The organism is Escherichia sp. E14S1, assembly GCF_004211995.1.
In the GTDB taxonomy this organism is placed as follows: Bacteria; Pseudomonadota; Gammaproteobacteria; order Enterobacterales; family Enterobacteriaceae; genus Escherichia.
Genome location: NZ_RHJQ01000012.1, coordinates 165,790 through 179,643, shown reverse-complemented (window position 1 = coordinate 179,643; position 13,854 = coordinate 165,790). Strand labels below are relative to the sequence as shown.

Genomic DNA, 13,854 nt, shown 5'->3' with positions numbered 1-13,854 from the left:
AAAGAAAAAGAAACAGCGGCTGGTCCGCTGTTTCTGCATTCTTACGGTAAAGATAAAAATAAATAGTGACGCGCTTCGCAACCTTTTCGTTGGGTAATTATCAAGCTGGTAAGATGAGTTAATATTATGTTAACAACATGTTTATCACTTGGGGTTGCGATGACGACGAACACGCATTTTAGAGGTGAAGAATTGAAGAAGGTTTGGCTTAACCGTTATCCCGCGGATGTTCCGACGGAGATCAACCCTGACCGTTATCAATCTCTGGTAGATATGTTTGAGCAGTCGGTCACGCGCTACGCCGATCAGCCCGCGTTTATGAATATGGGGGAGGTAATGACCTTCCGCAAGCTGGAAGAACGCAGTCGCGCGTTTGCCGCTTATTTGCAACAAGGGTTGGGGCTGAAGAAAGGCGATCGCGTTGCGCTGATGATGCCTAACTTATTGCAATATCCAGTGGCGCTGTTCGGCATTTTGCGCGCCGGGATGATTGTCGTAAACGTCAACCCGTTGTATACCCCGCGCGAGCTTGAGCATCAGCTTAACGATAGTGGCGCATCGGCGATTGTTATCGTGTCTAACTTTGCTCACACCCTGGAAAAAGTGGTTGATAAAACTGCAATCCAGCACGTTATTCTGACTCGTATGGGCGATCAACTTTCTACGGCAAAAGGCACGGTAGTCAATTTCGTTGTTAAATACATCAAGCGTCTGGTGCCGAAATACCATCTGCCAGATGCCATTTCATTTCGTAGCGCCCTGCATAACGGCTACCGGATGCAGTACGTCAAACCCGAACTGGTGCCGGAAGATTTAGCCTTCCTGCAATATACCGGCGGCACCACAGGCGTGGCGAAAGGCGCGATGCTGACTCACCGCAATATGCTGGCGAACCTGGAACAGGTCAACGCCACCTATGGGCCGTTGCTGCATCCAGGTAAAGAACTGGTAGTAACGGCACTGCCGCTCTATCACATTTTTGCACTGACCATTAACTGTCTGCTGTTTATTGAACTGGGCGGGCAGAACCTGCTTATTACTAACCCACGTGATATTCCGGGGCTGGTGAAAGAGCTGGCGAAATATCCGTTTACCGCTATCACCGGCGTAAACACCTTGTTCAATGCGTTGCTGAACAATAAAGAGTTCCAGCAACTGGATTTCTCCAGTCTGCACCTTTCCGCAGGCGGTGGGATGCCTGTTCAACAAGTGGTGGCAGAACGCTGGGTGAAACTGACCGGACAGTATCTGCTGGAAGGTTATGGCCTGACCGAGTGCGCGCCGCTGGTCAGCGTTAACCCGTATGATATTGATTATCATAGCGGTAGCATCGGTTTGCCGGTACCGTCGACGGAAGCCAAACTGGTGGATGACGACGACAACGAAGTACCACCGGGTCAACCGGGTGAGCTTTGTGTCAAAGGACCGCAGGTGATGCTGGGGTACTGGCAGCGTCCGGATGCTACCGATGAGATCATCAAAAATGGCTGGTTACACACTGGCGACATCGCGGTGATGGATGAAGAAGGATTCCTGCGTATTGTCGATCGCAAAAAAGACATGATTCTGGTTTCCGGTTTTAACGTTTATCCCAACGAGATTGAAGATGTCGTCATGCAGCATCCTGGCGTACAGGAAGTCGCGGCGGTTGGCGTACCTTCCGGCTCCAGTGGTGAAGCGGTGAAAATCTTCGTAGTGAAAAAAGATCCATCGCTTACCGAAGAGTCACTGGTGACCTTTTGCCGCCGTCAGCTCACGGGCTACAAAGTACCGAAGCTGGTGGAGTTTCGTGATGAGTTACCGAAATCTAACGTCGGAAAAATTTTGCGACGAGAATTACGTGACGAAGCGCGCGGCAAAGTGGACAATAAAGCCTGAGCGTTAAGTCAGTCGTCAGACGCCGGTTAATCCGGCGTTTTTTTTGACGCCCACTAAAGAGAATACAATTTGAATTACCAAATGATTACCACGGACGATGCGCTGGCTTCTTTGTGTGAAGCCGTCCGTGCCTTTCCGGCGATAGCCCTGGATACTGAATTTGTTCGTACGCGCACTTATTACCCGCAGCTGGGGTTGATTCAACTTTTCGATGGCGAGCATCTGGCGCTAATCGATCCGCTCGGGATCACCGACTGGTCACCGCTGAAAGCGATCCTGCGTGATCCGTCCATTACCAAATTTCTCCATGCGGGCAGTGAGGATCTGGAAGTGTTCCTCAATGTCTTTGGCGAATTACCACAACCCCTGATTGACACGCAAATCCTCGCTGCTTTCTGCGGACGCCCGATGTCGTGGGGATTTGCTTCCATGGTGGAAGAGTACACCGGCGTTACGCTCGACAAGAGTGAATCGCGCACCGACTGGGTGGCAAGACCGCTAACCGAACGTCAATGCGAATACGCGGCAGCGGACGTCTGGTATTTGTTACCGATCACCGCAAAGCTAATGGTAGAAACGGAAGCCTCTGGCTGGTTACCTGCGGCCCTGGATGAATGCCGCCTGATGCAAATGCGTCGTCAGGAAGTCGTTGCGCCGGAAGATGCATGGCGTGATATCACCAATGCCTGGCAGTTACGCACACGCCAACTGGCCTGTCTGCAACTGTTAGCCGACTGGCGCCTGCGTAAAGCGCGGGAGCGCGATCTGGCGGTTAACTTTGTCGTGCGTGAAGAGCATTTGTGGTCGGTGGCGCGTTATATGCCGGGGAGTTTGGGCGAGCTGGGCAGTCTGGGTTTATCCGGTAGCGAAATCCGCTTTCACGGTAAAACGCTGCTGGCGCTGGTGGAAAAAGCGCAGGCATTGCCGGAAGAGGCCTTACCGCAGCCGATGCTTAACCTGATGGATATGCCCGGTTATCGCAAAGCGTTTAAAGCGATTAAGTCGCTGATCACTGACGTGAGCGAAATACACAAGATCAGCGTCGAATTGCTGGCATCGCGTCGGCAAATCAACCAACTGCTGAACTGGCACTGGAAACTGAAACCGCAGAACAATTTGCCGGAGCTGATTTCCGGCTGGCGCGGTGAGCTGATGGCAGAAGCATTGCACAATTTATTGCAGGAATATCCGCAGTAAAACCTTCCTGAGCCGGACAGGTGCGTCCGGCTTCAGGCAAACTACAAATCCAACACCAGGCGTTTACCCTTCGCGCGTGAACAACAGATCAACATACTTTGCTGGCTGGCGCGTTCTTCATCGCTAAAATACTGGTCCCGATGGTCAGCTTCACCTTCCAGAATCGCCGTTTCGCAGGTCCCGCATACCCCTTCACGACATAAACATTCCACTTTTGCCGCTTTATTATTTTCAATAACCTGCAAAATGCTCATCTCTTCCGGCACCACAAACTCTTTACCGGAACGGGCGAGCACTAGTGTAAACGCATCGCCGGTTTTGTCTTCAATAGCAAACTGCTCAAAATGCAGCGTATCGGCGGCGATGTCCAGACGTGCAGCTTCACTTCTTACCGCTTCATTTAGCGCCTCGGGGCCACAGGTATAAACGTGTGTGCCAGGTTCGATATCCGCCAATAATCGCGCTAATTCAAGTCGCGTTCCGATCGATGAGTGATGAAAATGGATTTTATCAGTCTGCGGATGCTGGACTAGCTCATCACGAAATGCGCAACTTTCTGGATTTCGCGAGCAGTAATGTAGCTGCCAGTCGACGTCGCTGTGTTGCAACTCTGCCATATGCGACAGGAAAGGGGTGATACCAATACCGCCCGCGATAAACAGATGCTTTCTGGCCGAGGGAATTAGCGCAAACAGATTATTAGGCGTCGAAATGGTCAACCGATCGCCAGCTTTCACCTGCTGATGCAAAAAGCGCGAACCACCGCGCGAGTTTTCTTCCAGTCGAACGGCAATCTGATAATGAGTTGTATCGAGCGGCGAACTCAGCAGCGAATACGCATTGCTGTACTGGTTATCACCATCGCTCATCTGCACAATGACGTGACTTCCTCCGGTGAACGCAGGTAATGGTTTGCCATCGGTTGTCACCAGCGTGAAGCGTTTCACCTGCTCGGTAAGCGGTTCTACCTGACTCACCTGTACTTCAAACATTTGATAGTCTGACATTGCTGTACTCCATCAAAAATCAGCCCGGCGGCGGAATAGACCGCCGCCGATGTCATTAGTCCTTAAATACCTGCGCCAGCAGATTATGGAAATGGGCGATACCGTGTTCGGAAATCCCGCTACCGCTACTGTCGGCCATGATGCGCCCCTGACCACGATAGCCACGCGATTTCAGCCCTTTCTGTACGCTTTCAACCAGACGTAAATCCTCCGGACGGAACACATCGCGATACCACTCAATCAGCGATTTTTGCTCGTCGGTTAACTCTTCATTGGTGAAGTAAATATCGTAGTTTTGCAGGGTGGTTTCAGAATCCACCGGGAATTCATAAATGACCGTCATCATCCCTTTGATCGGTGTGACGTTCAGCATAGTGCACGGCCACAGCCAGAAACCGTGGAATGCCGCATCCGTACCCTCTTCAAATTTAAACGACTGTTCTGACGGTTTGGCGAAACCGTATTGCAGTGTCCAGTTGCCGTGCATGGTGTGCCAGTAACGATCAACCTGAACGGAGTCGGAGAAACCTGGATGCGCCGGACCACAGTGATAGCACTCGAGATAGTTATCGACAATGTTCTTCCAGTTGGCAGGCGTGCGGGTGGTAAAGCGGGCCGCCAGTTTCAGGTCGTGGACTTCCGGGCAGGCTTCCAGCACTTTCGCGCCCAGACCGGGTAACTGATCTTCAACGCTGGTGGCGTTGGGGTCCATGTTGATGAAGACGAATCCGGCATATTCTTCCAGACGCACCGGGACCAGTTGCGCTTTGTCGCTGTCGAAATTAGCGACGTTTTCACAGTTACGTGCGTGGGCCAGGTTGCCATCGAGTTTGAATGCCCATGCGTGATACGGACAGGTAATCACATTTTTTGCTTTTCCTTCACCGCTCAACAACTGATGACCACGGTGCGGACACACGTTATAGAACGCGCGCAAAACCTTATCACGACCGCGTACCAGAACAATGCTTTCGCCAATGATCTCACGCGTCACGTAATCATTCGCATTCGCCAGTTCGCTACTGTGAGCGACGCAAATCCAGCTTTTGGCGAAGACGTTTTCTTTTTCGTGTTCAAAGGCGCTCTGATCGGTATAAAAACGGGCAGGAATGGTCCACGCCTCCTGCGGGTTAGCGCAAAAATTTTCGGGTAGTACAAAGTCAGGGCTCAGATTGCTCATAGGGATACCTTTATCGTTAGGATGATGGCGCTCAGTTGTCGCCTTTGAATACGGTTCCCGCAGGGAGCACTGGCGTTTTTTCCGGGGCTTCAACCGGTGTTTGCGGGAGATAATGTTCAACTTGATGAGCCGGAATGTCGGCGTAATCCTGTTTCAGCCAGCGAAGAAATCCGCCGACTTTCACCAGTAAAATGACGAGGAAGGGAAGGGCTGTGAGCACGACGGTGGTTTTCATTGTTTCCAGCGACGCGCCGGTGAACAGAATTGAAAGCGGGATCAGTGTGATCACCACGCACCAGAAAAGACGCAGCCCACGGTCAGGATCGTCACCTTCCTGGAGATTTCGCGTACTGGTCGCCGCCATGGTGTAGGCCACCGCATCCATATGCGAGGCAAGGAAAATAATCATCACGCCCAGGTATGCGGCGAGGAACAATTTACCGGCTGGCAACGACATCAGAACTTGTTGAACGGCAGTTTCACCGCCCAGTGTTTCCAGCACCTGTGGGACGTTGATTACGCCATTGATAAACTGATGAATGGCATAGCTTTCCATTACACCGAAGAAGAACCAGCAACCGACGGTGCTGCCGAGGATCAAGCCCCAGATAACTTCTTTAATCTTACGACCGCGGGAAACGCGAGTGACAAACATTGCTACGCCAGGGGTGTATGAGATCCACCACAGCCAGTAGAAAACGGTCCAGTTGCGGGTAAATGAACCATCGCCAAGCGGATCGGTAAATAAGCTCATTTGCAGGAAGTTTTGCGTGGTCAGGCCGATGGCATTGATGATGCTGTTGGTAATAAATTCGGTTGGGCCGACAATCAGAACCAGCAATGGCAGCAGGAAGGCGCCCCAGCCAACCATTTTGCTCAGACGTTGCAAACCGTTGTTGATACCAATCCACGAGCTAAGGCAAAAAATGCCGCCGGAAAGCAGGATCACAAATGCCTGCACGGTGAAGTTATCCGGTAAACCGGTCAGCGCGGAAAGCCCACGGGTAAAGGTTGCGGCGGTGACGACCAGGGAAATGGTCAGTGCGCCGACAGTGGCGATCAGGAACATCAAATCGACCAGTTTTCCCCACGTACCTTGCGGGCGAACGCCGGTAATAGCAGCAATAATGCCGGAAAGGCTCAGCCCTTTATTTTTCCGCACATGAAAGTGGTAAGCCATGATTAATGAGGCCAGCGTATAAGTTGCCCAGGCGCTGATGCCCCAATGGAAGAAGGAGTAGGGAACGCTAAATTCGAGTGCCTGTTGTGAACGCGGCGCGATATTTAAACCAGGCGTTTGATAATAATAGGCCCACTCAGCAACCCCCCAATAAAGCGTAGAAGAACCTAAACCGGCACAAATAAACATAAACAGCCAGGAGAGCGTGCTGTATTCCGGTTTTCCTTCGCCAAGACGAATATTGCCGTATTTACTGGTGGCTAAATAAATCACCAGTCCCATTGCCAGCAAAACCAATACCTGTACGGCGGAACCTAACGTACGCGTGACAAAAGTGAATATTGCGTTGGCCGCGTCGGCCGATTGTTGTGGGAAAAGGCTTAATGCAGCTGCGATGAAAAGAATGGCCACCAGGCTGATGCTTATCAGCGGCACATCTTTTTTCTTAACATTGCTCATCATGAGTCATCTCCTGGGCATAAAAGCCCGTCTCTGGCTTTTGCCAGTTGTAATTATGTGCAGGGTAATGAATTGCATGTTGTGTTTAACAAATTGATTATTTGCATGTTACATAAATTAAACAATTAAGAATACGGAAAGCCATAAAACACGAAACGGAAACAATAAAAGGTGAAATGACGCAGGTTATTTACTGAAGAGAATGAATAAAAAAACCGCGTCAGTGACGCGGTTCAAATAAACTGGTTTGACCTTAACGCAAAATAATTTTGCAAATCGCGTCGGCAACCTGTGGCGTGGTGGCATTGCCTTTCATATCGGGTGTTTTCGGCCCGTGAGCAATCACTTCTTCAATCGCTGCCAGAATAGCGTTATGCGCTTGCTGGAAACGCTCATCGCCATTGCCGAGGAAATCGAGCATCATTGCACCGGCCCAAATCGTGGCGATAGGGTTAGCAATATTTTTCCCGTAGATATCCGGCGCGGAACCGTGGACAGGCTCGAAGAGCGACGGGAAAGTACGTTCCGGATTCAGGTTGGCGGATGGGGCAATGCCGATGGTGCCGGTGCAGGCCGGGCCAAGGTCGGAAAGGATATCGCCAAACAAATTGGACGCCACCACCACATCGAAGCGTTCCGGCTGCATCACAAAACGCGCGCAGAGAATATCAATATGCTGTTTGTCCCAGCGGATCCCAGGGTAATTCTCAGCCATTGCTTCCACTCGCTCATCCCAGTACGGCATGCTGATGGCTAAACCGTTCGATTTAGTGGCAGAAGTTAGCGTCTTACGTGGGCGGCTTTGTGCAAGTTCAAAGGCATAACGCAAAATACGGTCGACGCCACGGCGGGTAAATACCGATTCCTGGATGACAACCTCATGCTCCGTTCCTTCGTTTAGCCGTCCACCCAGAGACGAGTATTCGCCTTCCGTGTTCTCGCGCACTACGTAAAAATCGATATCGCCAGGCTGTTTCCCCGCCAGTGGGCAAGGTACGCCTGGAAAGAGGCGGACCGGACGCAGGTTAACGTATTGGTCAAATTCACGGCGAAATTTCAGCAGCGATCCCCATAACGAAATATGGTCCGGAACGGTATCCGGCCAGCCGACGGCACCAAAGTAGATAGCGTCGAAACTGCTGAGTTGTTCATGCCAGTCGTCCGGCATCATTTTGCCGTGATGGCTGTAATATTCACAGCTTGCCCATTCCATCTGCTCAAAGCTTAAGGCAAAGCCCCAGCGTTCAGCGGCTGCCTGTAACACACGAATCCCTTCAGGAAGGACTTCTTTGCCGATTCCATCCCCGGGTATTGCAGCGATCCGAAACGTTTTCATCATTGGGTTCTCACTTCCTGACCATCAAAATTGACAATACCCTCATCCTATAATTGACTGAAAAGGAATTAATCCCCGCAACTGGTGAAACATAAAACACGAATCATGAATAATTTACCGCTGCTGAACGATTTGCGCGTCTTTATGCTGGTGGCTCGCCGGGCTGGTTTTGCTGCTGTAGCAGAAGAAATGGGTGTTTCTCCGGCTTTCGTTAGCAAGCGTATCGCCTTACTGGAACAAACGCTGAACGTGGTGTTATTACACCGCACCACTCGTCGCGTGACGATCACCGAAGAAGGTGAGCGGATTTATGAGTGGGCGCAGCGCATATTGCAGGATGTCGGGCAGATGATGGATGAACTCTCCGACGTGCGCCTCGTGCCACAAGGGATGTTGCGTGTTATCAGTAGTTTTGGGTTTGGACGGCGAGTTGTAGCTCCGGCATTATCGGCGCTGGCAAAGGCTTATCCGCAACTGGAATTACGCTTTGACGTGGAAGACAGACTGGTCGACCTGGTTAATGAAGGCGTCGATCTCGATATTCGTATTGGTGATGACATTGCACCTAACTTAATCGCCCGCAAACTGGCGACCAATTACCGTATCCTCTGCGCGTCGCCGGAATTTATTGCACAACATGGTGCGCCGAAACATTTCACGGACCTTTCAGCATTACCTTGTCTGGTTATAAAAGAGCGCGATCATCCATTTGGCGTCTGGCAATTGCGCAATAAAGAAGGAAACCACGCCATTAAAGTCACCGGCCCGCTATCGTCTAATCATGGTGAAATAGTGCATCAATGGTGTCTCGATGGTCAGGGGATTGCGCTGCGATCCTGGTGGGATGTCAGCGAAAATATTGCCAGTGGTCATTTGGTGCAGGTACTACCGGAGTATTATCAGCCCGCGAATGTCTGGGCGGTGTATGTATCCAGGCTGGCAACATCAGCGAAGGTGCGGATAACGGTAGAGTTTTTACGCCAGTATTTTGCCGAACACTACCCGAGTTTTTCACTGGATCACGCCTGATTAATGATTCAATTATCGGGTTATTATCAGGTTAAAACCTGATTTTCTCCTTTCTAAGCCACTACAGATTGGTTAGCATATTCACCTTTAATCGCGCATTTCCCAAAGAAAATTAAAGAGGTTAACGTGTTCGCTGAATATGGGGTTCTGAATTACTGGACCTATCTGGTTGGGGCCATTTTTATCGTGCTGGTGCCTGGGCCGAATACTTTGTTTGTGCTTAAAAATAGCGTCAGCAGTGGAGTGAAAGGTGGTTATCTTGCAGCCTGCGGCGTATTTATTGGTGATGCGGTATTAATGTTTCTGGCGTGGGCAGGTGTGGCAACGTTGATTAAGACCACACCGATATTATTCAACATCGTACGTTATCTTGGCGCGTTTTATTTGCTCTATCTTGGGGGTAAAATTCTTTACGCCACCCTGAAGGGCAACAATAGCGAGGCCAAATCGGATGAACCGCAATATGGCGCTATTTTCAAGCGCGCACTAATATTGAGCCTGACCAACCCGAAAGCTATTTTATTCTACGTGTCATTTTTCGTGCAATTTATCGACGTTAATGCGCCACATACGGGTATTTCGTTCTTTATTCTGGCGATGACACTTGAGATAGTCAGCTTCTGTTATTTGAGCTTCCTGATTATTTCCGGCGCCTTTGTCACGCAGTACATTCGCACTAAAAAGAAACTGGCAAAACTAGGCAACTCTCTGATTGGTTTGATGTTTGTCGGTTTTGCCGCTCGACTGGCGACGCTGCAATCTTAATGCTTTCCGCCCGCGATCCCGCGGGCTTCCCTCCTGAACGCTACCGCGCCTGGACGTTGACGCAGTGCTAAAAAGTAACCAATAAATGGTATTTAAAATGCAAATTATCAGGCGTACCCTGAAACGGCTGGAATAAACGGTTTTCAGCGCATTTACCGAAGGAGGGAGAAGGATGCTACAAATCCCACAGAATTACATTCATACACGCTCAACACCTTTCTGGAATAAACAAACCGCACCTGCCGGAATATTCGAACGTCATCTTGATAAAGGAACTCGTCCCGGGGTTTACCCTCGATTGTCCGTTATGCATGGGGCGGTCAAATATCTCGGCTATGCTGATGAACACAGCACAGAACCTGATCAGGTGATCCTTATCGAAGCGGGGCAATTTGCGGTGTTCCCGCCGGAAAAATGGCACAACATTGAAGCCATGACTGACGATACTTATTTCAACATCGACTTCTTCGTTGCCCCTGAAGTCCTGATGGAAGGCGCAAAACAACGGAAAGTCATTCATACCGGGAGATGAATTATGGGCAAAGCAACGTATACCGTAACCGTCACCAATAACAGTAATGGTGTCTCTGTTGATTACGAAACAGAGACACCGATGACATTGCTGGTGCCAGAAGTTGCGGCGGAAGTGTTAAAAGATCTTGTGAACACGGTGCGCTCTTATGACACAGAAAACGAACATGATGTTTGTGGCTGGTAATTTTACCTGATAGAAAAATTCGCCATTTTATGCGCCATCGCAAAAAAAATATGCGTGATGCTCATCACAATTTTTACTTCTTTGATGTTGTGCTATGCTTTTTATTAGCGACCAACTCGCTAATACAAAACAGATAAGGAAGGATAAAATGGGCATTCTGTCATGGATTATTTTTGGGCTTATTGCTGGTATTCTGGCGAAGTGGATTATGCCAGGTAAAGATGGTGGTGGATTCTTCATGACTATCCTGTTGGGGATTGTCGGCGCCGTGGTCGGCGGATGGATCAGTACACTGTTTGGTTTTGGTAAAGTCGATGGCTTTAACTTTGGCAGCTTCGTGGTTGCGGTGATCGGTGCGCTTGTCGTGCTGTTTATCTACAGAAAAGTCAAAAGCTAACGCTCAAATAAAACAAAGGCTGCTTTTTCGCAGCCTTTGCTATTTTTACAGATGCAGTGTTACCACCATCCTAACTCGGTACCAAGGACGACAATAATCGCAACACCCATCATAATAATCGTTGTTTTTTTCATCTTTATGCCCCCGGGGCAGCATAGCCGCCAATAAAAAACCACGCTAAAAATACGACTGCCGTAATAAAGATTACGACAGGGAAAATAATACCGATTCGCATGTTATCACCAATCAAAAGGATGTGAATACGCCTCAGGAATCCAGAGCTGAATGCGCGACAAAAGGTTTTTTCTCTTTGTGTTTTTTCTCCTGGTACATTGCAATATCGGCGGCATGCAGGGCGCTGTCGGCATCAGTTGTTTCAGGATCCACTTCAATAATGCCGAGGCTGGCGCCAGGATAAAACAAGTCAACATCACCTAAGTGATATTCACCGCGTATTTGCTGCTGAATACGCTCACGCAATGACGGGATATCGGCATTTTCATCGGCCAGCGACGCGACCAAAAATTCATCACCGCCGAGACGACCAATAATCTCGCTATTCTGATGTAGTGTGTTAAGGCGCTGGCCAACCTGAATAAGAAACAGATCGCCGCTATTATGACCAAAACGGTCATTGATTAATTTGAAGTTATCCAGATCGATAAAGGCAATAATGGCTTTACGTTTCAGATGCCGCGCGAGAGAAAACAGTGTCGTCAGATTATCAAAAATTGCCCTTCGATTCGGCAGTCCCGTCAAAGAGTCAGTATAAGATTGCGCAATCAACGCCGCATTAGCTTCACGCAATTGCTCAACCAGCGCCTCTTTTTGGATGTATTGTGTAATAAGCCCGGCGAATAACTGCAAAACTTGCTCCGCGCGTTCGCTCCACGGGCGTTTCTCGCTGCTGGCGGCGCAAAGCGTGCCGTAGAATGAGCCATCCGGTAAGTGAATCGGCGTGCTCAGAAATGTCGTGATCCCAAGATTGCGTGCCGCAATGCAGTCGCCCCAACGGTCAGGGACTTCATCGCTGAAAAAACAGTTCTCATCAATTGCGCGTTTGCACAATGAGTGATCCCAGGAAACGGTAAAATTCTCCGGGATGTGCATTTTCTGGCTATTACGGGCATACAAAATGTGTTGCAGGCGCGCGTCAATATCCACTTTTGTCAGATACGTCGACTCCATGTCGGTAACCATTTCTAGCATCTCCAGAAGTTGCCGGACCAGACTTTCCAGAGACTGTTCCGAGGCGAGTGACTGCGAGACGCGGGCAATGATCTGATCTGACACGAAAGAACTCCAGGTGGTGGTAGGTAAAATGCTGAATATTTAATCTTTACAGGCATGATAAAACATCATCAACAAAGATGAAACCAGACGTAATATATTTCGAATGAATGTAAAAGAAAGAGTGCTGCAAAACATAACGATACCGCGATACTCTAAAGTGTAGATAAACGAGTGAGATCACTATATGAAAATTATCCGTTTTGTTTTGCCTTGCCTGTTAGTCCTGGCGGGGTGTTCAACTGCTTCTCAACCCGATGCGCCTAAACCGCCACATGTTGGAATGGCTAATCCTGCATCGGTATACTGCCAGCAAAAGGGAGGTACGCTTATTCCGGTACAAACAGCGCAAGGGGTCAGCAACAATTGCAAATTACCGGGCGGCGAAACGATTGATGAATGGGCATTATGGCGCAGGGATCATCCGGCTGATAGAAAATAACAACCGGATGCTGGGCGAGAATTACAAACTGCGTAGCCAATCGGCCAGCACCAGAGCATGGTTTTGCGTGGTATTTTTTGCCGAATAGAGTAGGGTTAGTGTCTGCTGGCGGGCAATATCCGCCAGTCGTTTCCCTTCTTGCTCATGCTGCGCCAGTTCTGCAAGATATTGTTCGCGAAAGGTTTCAAAATCGATCACTTCGCCGTGAAAGGCTTTGCGTAATTCCGTTGAAGGCGTGATGGTTTTGTCCCATTCATCAAGTGCTAAATCTGTTTTTTTGATACCACGCGGCCAGAGACGATCGACCAGTACGCGATAACCATCGCCTTGTTCAGCCGGATCATAGACGCGTTTACACTGAATATTCATCGTGTTTGTTCTCCCTTTCACGCAACGTTGCCACGCCACTATAGCACTTTGCTTTTATGGTTATGGCGGCTGCGGCAAAAACTACTGCTTACCAATAATCAGCGAAACCAGGCCAGCAGCAATAAGCGGGCCGACGGGCACACCGCGAAAAAGCGCTACGCCTAAAACCGTACCCATCAGCAATCCGGCTACCAGTTGTGGCTGACTACCCATTAACGTGACGCCGCGTCCGCCAAGCCAGGAAACAATCACGCCTACGGCAATAGCGACTAATGATTTCCAGTTCAGAAACGAGTGAACAAGTGTCGACGGTGGCAGCGTCCCGCTGGCGATTGGGGCCATAACACCGATGGTGAGAATAATTATCCCGATACTCAACCCTTGTTTTTCAATCCAGGGGAAAAAGGTGCTCAACGGTGTGACGCGGACAATGATCAACACCAGAATTGAAACGGCGACAGTGGTGTTGTGGCTGACAAAGCCCAGCGCAGCTAATCCGAGGAGGATTAACAAAGTGACATCAAACATCGTGGTTTCCTTGCCAAAAAATAATTATCCCCCGTACTTTACGCTTGCTGAGGGCAGGAATCAGACATTAATTACACTT

General features: G+C 49.6%; 17 protein-coding genes. 8 read left to right on the top strand and 9 right to left on the bottom strand.

What is annotated here, in order from left to right:
* The first annotated feature begins 192 nt into the window (after positions 1 to 192).
* Both fadD and rnd read left to right on the top strand, forming a co-directional pair.
* Positions 193 to 1,878, top strand: coding sequence for a long-chain-fatty-acid--CoA ligase FadD (fadD, locus tag D9734_RS14585; RefSeq protein WP_130208418.1), 1,686 nt, complete (start codon positions 193 to 195; stop codon positions 1,876 to 1,878).
* Between the two features lie 81 nt (positions 1,879 to 1,959).
* Complete coding sequence (gene rnd, locus D9734_RS14580; RefSeq protein WP_130208416.1) at positions 1,960 to 3,075, top strand: ribonuclease D; 1,116 nt, start codon at positions 1,960 to 1,962, stop codon at positions 3,073 to 3,075.
* A 41-nt stretch (positions 3,076 to 3,116) separates the two neighbouring features.
* Here the strand turns inward: rnd and yeaX are convergent, their stop codons facing one another.
* From yeaX to dmlA, 4 genes are all read right to left on the bottom strand, one after another.
* Positions 3,117 to 4,082: a carnitine monooxygenase reductase subunit YeaX gene (gene yeaX / locus D9734_RS14575; RefSeq protein WP_130208414.1), complete on the bottom strand. Its 966-nt coding sequence runs from the start codon at positions 4,080 to 4,082 to the stop codon at positions 3,117 to 3,119.
* Positions 4,083 to 4,137: 55 nt separating this feature from the next.
* Positions 4,138 to 5,262 (bottom strand): carnitine monooxygenase, oxygenase subunit YeaW, encoded by a 1,125-nt coding sequence (gene yeaW / locus D9734_RS14570; RefSeq protein WP_130208412.1) that lies wholly within the window; start codon positions 5,260 to 5,262, stop codon positions 4,138 to 4,140.
* A gap of 31 nt (positions 5,263 to 5,293) precedes the next feature.
* Positions 5,294 to 6,904, bottom strand: a complete 1,611-nt coding sequence (gene yeaV / locus D9734_RS14565; RefSeq protein WP_130208410.1) for a BCCT family transporter YeaV — start codon at positions 6,902 to 6,904, stop codon at positions 5,294 to 5,296.
* A gap of 250 nt (positions 6,905 to 7,154) precedes the next feature.
* Positions 7,155 to 8,240, bottom strand: coding sequence for a multifunctional D-malate/3-isopropylmalate/tartarate dehydrogenase (gene dmlA / locus D9734_RS14560; RefSeq protein ID WP_130208408.1), 1,086 nt, complete (start codon positions 8,238 to 8,240; stop codon positions 7,155 to 7,157).
* Positions 8,241 to 8,342: 102 nt separating this feature from the next.
* Between dmlA and dmlR the strand changes: the two genes are divergently transcribed.
* The 5 genes from dmlR to D9734_RS14535 all read left to right on the top strand — a co-directional run bounded on the left by dmlR (position 8,343) and on the right by D9734_RS14535 (position 11,146).
* Positions 8,343 to 9,266, top strand: coding sequence for a DNA-binding transcriptional regulator DmlR (gene dmlR, locus D9734_RS14555; RefSeq protein ID WP_130208406.1), 924 nt, complete (start codon positions 8,343 to 8,345; stop codon positions 9,264 to 9,266).
* Positions 9,267 to 9,392: 126 nt separating this feature from the next.
* Positions 9,393 to 10,031, top strand: coding sequence for a leucine efflux protein LeuE (leuE, locus tag D9734_RS14550; protein ID WP_130208404.1), 639 nt, complete (start codon positions 9,393 to 9,395; stop codon positions 10,029 to 10,031).
* Positions 10,032 to 10,212: 181 nt separating this feature from the next.
* Positions 10,213 to 10,563, top strand: a complete 351-nt coding sequence (gene yeaR / locus D9734_RS14545; RefSeq protein ID WP_240725503.1) for a DUF1971 domain-containing protein YeaR — start codon at positions 10,213 to 10,215, stop codon at positions 10,561 to 10,563.
* A gap of 3 nt (positions 10,564 to 10,566) precedes the next feature.
* Positions 10,567 to 10,749 (top strand): DUF1869 domain-containing protein, encoded by a 183-nt coding sequence (locus tag D9734_RS14540; RefSeq protein ID WP_064529220.1) that lies wholly within the window; start codon positions 10,567 to 10,569, stop codon positions 10,747 to 10,749.
* Positions 10,750 to 10,897: 148 nt separating this feature from the next.
* Positions 10,898 to 11,146 carry a GlsB/YeaQ/YmgE family stress response membrane protein gene (locus D9734_RS14535; RefSeq protein WP_064529219.1) on the top strand — a complete coding sequence of 83 codons (249 nt, stop codon included), beginning with the start codon at positions 10,898 to 10,900 and terminating at the stop codon, positions 11,144 to 11,146.
* A 59-nt stretch (positions 11,147 to 11,205) separates the two neighbouring features.
* Here the strand turns inward: D9734_RS14535 and yoaJ are convergent, their stop codons facing one another.
* From yoaJ to D9734_RS14520, 3 genes are read right to left on the bottom strand one after another with little or no spacing between them, the layout of a single operon-like run.
* On the bottom strand, positions 11,206 to 11,280 hold the full coding sequence (gene yoaJ, locus D9734_RS14530) for a protein YoaJ (protein ID WP_001386836.1): 75 nt from the start codon (positions 11,278 to 11,280) through the stop codon (positions 11,206 to 11,208).
* 2 nt (positions 11,281 to 11,282) lie between these two features.
* On the bottom strand, positions 11,283 to 11,381 hold the full coding sequence (locus tag D9734_RS14525; RefSeq protein WP_001219350.1) for a YoaK family small membrane protein: 99 nt from the start codon (positions 11,379 to 11,381) through the stop codon (positions 11,283 to 11,285).
* 32 nt (positions 11,382 to 11,413) lie between these two features.
* A complete protein-coding gene (locus tag D9734_RS14520; RefSeq protein WP_130208400.1) occupies positions 11,414 to 12,439 on the bottom strand; it encodes a sensor domain-containing diguanylate cyclase in 1,026 nt (341 codons plus the stop codon).
* 184 nt (positions 12,440 to 12,623) lie between these two features.
* Here D9734_RS14520 and D9734_RS14515 point away from each other — a divergent pair, with 184 nt between their 5' ends.
* On the top strand, positions 12,624 to 12,878 hold the full coding sequence (locus D9734_RS14515; RefSeq protein ID WP_130208398.1) for a DUF333 domain-containing protein: 255 nt from the start codon (positions 12,624 to 12,626) through the stop codon (positions 12,876 to 12,878).
* Positions 12,879 to 12,899: 21 nt separating this feature from the next.
* Here D9734_RS14515 and D9734_RS14510 read toward each other — a convergent pair whose 3' ends face one another.
* The gene (locus tag D9734_RS14510) at positions 12,900 to 13,247 is read right to left on the bottom strand and encodes a DUF488 domain-containing protein (RefSeq protein WP_064529217.1); all 348 of its coding nucleotides are present in this window, start codon (positions 13,245 to 13,247) and stop codon (positions 12,900 to 12,902) included.
* An 81-nt stretch (positions 13,248 to 13,328) separates the two neighbouring features.
* The gene (locus D9734_RS14505) at positions 13,329 to 13,775 is read right to left on the bottom strand and encodes a DUF441 domain-containing protein (RefSeq protein ID WP_130208396.1); all 447 of its coding nucleotides are present in this window, start codon (positions 13,773 to 13,775) and stop codon (positions 13,329 to 13,331) included.
* Between the last annotated feature and the right edge of the window lie 79 nt (positions 13,776 to 13,854).